This is a genomic window from Brevundimonas sp. 01N35 (genome assembly GCF_056399785.1).
Map to the genome: position 1 here is coordinate 2,501 of NZ_JBFTRZ010000024.1, position 3,322 is coordinate 5,822.

General features: G+C 53.6%; 1 tRNA gene and 2 rRNA genes. All 3 read left to right on the plus strand.

The features are described 5' to 3' along the window. Positions 1–70: 70 nt before the first annotated feature. The 3 genes from AC1DJ5_RS14525 (at position 71) to AC1DJ5_RS14535 (ending at position 3,235) form a co-directional block, all read left to right on the plus strand. A 23S ribosomal RNA gene (locus AC1DJ5_RS14525) occupies positions 71–2,857 on the plus strand. 80 nt (positions 2,858–2,937) lie between these two features. Continuing rightward, positions 2,938–3,052 (plus strand): 5S ribosomal RNA (rrf, locus tag AC1DJ5_RS14530). A 106-nt stretch (positions 3,053–3,158) separates the two neighbouring features. Next, positions 3,159–3,235 (plus strand) — tRNA-Met (locus AC1DJ5_RS14535). Positions 3,236–3,322: the final 87 nt, after the last annotated feature.

Below are 3,322 nucleotides of genomic sequence, written 5' to 3' on the forward strand. Positions count from 1 at the left end.
TCAGGCATAGATCCGGCGGATACCTCTTTCCATCCCCCGGRCCGTCTATGCATGAGTTTTGCTGAGAAACGATCAAGCGTTGAAGGGCTTCTGACGGATGCCTTGGCGTAGAGAGGCGATGAAGGACGTGGCAAGCTGCGATAAGAGCCGGGGAGGCGCTAGCACCCTTTGATCCGGCTATTTCCGAATGGGGAAACCCACCTTTACAGTCTTCCAACTTTGCTTTCCCTCGGGAAGGCGAGGATTGGTGGATTGTTTAAAGGTATAATGAGCTGAATACATAGGCTTCATTAAGCGAACCCGGTGAACTGAAACATCTCAGTAACCGGAGGAAAGGACATCAACCGAGACTCCCGTAGTAGTGGCGAGCGAACCGGGACCAGGCCAGTGCTCTTGTGACATAAAGGCGAACGATCTGGAAAGATCGGCCATAGCGGGTGACAGCCCCGTAGCCGTCAAACAGCAAGAGACTCGAGTAGGGCGGGACACGTGAAATCCTGTCTGAACATGGGGGGACCACCCTCCAAGCCTAAGTACTCCTCTACGACCGATAGTGAACAAGTACCGTGAGGGAAAGGTGAAAAGCACCCCGACAAGGGGAGTGAAACAGATCCTGAAATCGGAAGCCTACAAGCAGTCGGAGCCCCCAAGCGGGGTGACGGCGTACCTTTTGTATAATGGGTCAGCGACTTCATGTGTCGAGCAAGCTTAAGCCGTTAGGTGTAGGCGTAGCGAAAGCGAGTCTGAATAGGGCGCTAAGTTCGACGTATGACGACCCGAAACTAGGTGATCTATCCATGAGCAGGTTGAAGGTTAGGTAACACTAACTGGAGGACCGAACCCGTGAATGTTGAAAAATTCTGGGATGACTTGTGGATAGGGGTGAAAGGCCAATCAAACCTAGACATAGCTGGTTCTCCGCGAAATCTATTTAGGTAGAGCGTCCGACGAATTCCTTGGGGGGTAGAGCACTGGATGGTTGCGGGCTGCGCGAGCGGTACCAATACTAACCAAACTCCGAATACCCAAGAGAACTATCGGGCAGACACACGGCGGGTGCTAACGTCCGTCGTGAAAAGGGAAACAACCCTAACCATCATCTAAGGTCCCCAAGTCATGGCTAAGTGGGAAACGATGTGGGATTGCTTTGACAATCAGGAGGTTGGCTTAGAAGCAGCCATCCTTTAAAGAAAGCGTAACAGCTCACTGATCAAGCGATCCTGCGCGGAAAATGTAACGGGGCTAAAGCCATGCACCGAAGATATGGGTTTGCAGTTTACTGCAAGCGGTAGCGGAGCGTTCCGTAAGCCTGTGAAGGTCAACCGTGAGGTTGGCTGGAGGTATCGGAAGTGAGAATGCTGACATGAGTAACGATAAACAGTGTGAGAAACACTGTCGCCGAAAGACCAAGGGTTCCTGCGTAAAGCTAATCTGCGCAGGGTTAGTCGGCCCCTAAGGCGAGGCTGAAAAGCGTAGTCGATGGGAAGCAGGTAAATATTCCTGCACCAGCTGGAAGTGACGGATGGCATAAGTTGTCGGGGCTTATTGGATTGTTCCCGGCAGTGGCGTCGTCCCTGGAAATAACTCCAGCAGAGACCGTACCCGAAACCGACACAGGTGGTCAGGTAGAGTATACCAAGGCGCTTGAGAGAACTGTGCTGAAGGAACTCGGCAAATTGCACGCGTAACTTCGGAATAAGCGTGACTCACTCCGGGCAACCGGAAATGAGTGGCACAAGCCAGGGGGTAGCGACTGTTTAGCAAAAACACAGGGCTCTGCGAAGCAGCAATGCGACGTATAGGGTCTGACGCCTGCCCGGTGCCTGAAGGTTAAAGGGAGGAGTGAAAGCTCCGAACTGAAGCCCAGGTAAACGGCGGCCGTAACTATAACGGTCCTAAGGTAGCGAAATTCCTTGTCGGGTAAGTTCCGACCTGCACGAATGGCGTAACGACTTCCCCACTGTCTCCAGCACAGGCTCAGTGAAATTGAATTCCCCGTGAAGATGCGGGGTTCCCGCGGTCAGACGGAAAGACCCTATGAACCTTTACTATAGCTTCGCCTTGGCGTTAGCGACCGTATGTGTAGGATAGGTGGGAGGCTATGAAACCGGGGCGCCAGCTCTGGTGGAGCCATCCTTGAAATACCACCCTTACTGTCGTTGACGTCTAACCGAGATCCGTTATCCGGATCCGGGACATGGCGTGGTGGGTAGTTTGACTGGGGCGGTCGCCTCCCAAAGTGTAACGGAGGCGCGCGATGGTGAGCTCAGACCGGTCGGAAATCGGTCGTCGAGTGCAATGGCATAAGCTCGCCTGACTGCGAGACTGACAAGTCGAGCAGAGACGAAAGTCGGCCATAGTGATCCGGTGGTCCCGCGTGGAAGGGCCATCGCTCAACGGATAAAAGGTACTCTAGGGATAACAGGCTGATTTTGCCCAAGAGTCCATATCGACGGCAAAGTTTGGCACCTCGATGTCGGCTCATCACATCCTGGGGCTGGAGCAGGTCCCAAGGGTATGGCTGTTCGCCATTTAAAGTGGTACGTGAGCTGGGTTCAGAACGTCGTGAGACAGTTTGGTCCCTATCTGCCGTGGGTGTTCGAAGCTTGAGAGGATCTGTCCCTAGTACGAGAGGACCGGGATGGACATACCTCTGGTGGACCTGTCGTGGCGCCAGCCGCGCAGCAGGGTAGCTAAGTATGGAATAGATAACCGCTGAAAGCATCTAAGCGGGAAACTAACCTCAAAACAAGGCTTCGCTGAGGATCGTGGAAGACTACCACGTTGATAGGCCAGGTGTGGAAGCGCGGTGACGTGTGAAGCTTACTGGTACTAATAATCCGATCGGCTTGATCGTTTCTCAGCAAAACTCATTCGGTTTTACTTGCCGATATACAATACGCGACGATGTCTTCTCTTTTTTATGTGTCTGGTTGACCCCGTGGCTATGTCGGAGGTTCCACACCCGATCCCATTCCGAACTCGGTCGTTAAGCCCTCCAGAGCCAATGGTACTTCGTCTCAAGGCGCGGGAGAGTAGGTCGCCGCGGGGTCTACCAGATACATAAAAAAGTCTTCTTATATTTCTTGTCCAATCGCTCTTCGGGCTACTTGAGGACGAGGATCGAACCTTATTCTTCCTTCACACTCCGACTTTGCCGCGGGATGGAGCAGCCCGGTAGCTCGTCAGGCTCATAACCTGAAGGTCGCAGGTTCAAATCCTGCTCCCGCACCCAAGTTTAACGAAAACCCCCACTGCTCACGCCGTGGGGGTTTTCGCGTTCTGGGCCGTGATCTAGCGCCACCAGCGCCGCCAAGCTGCC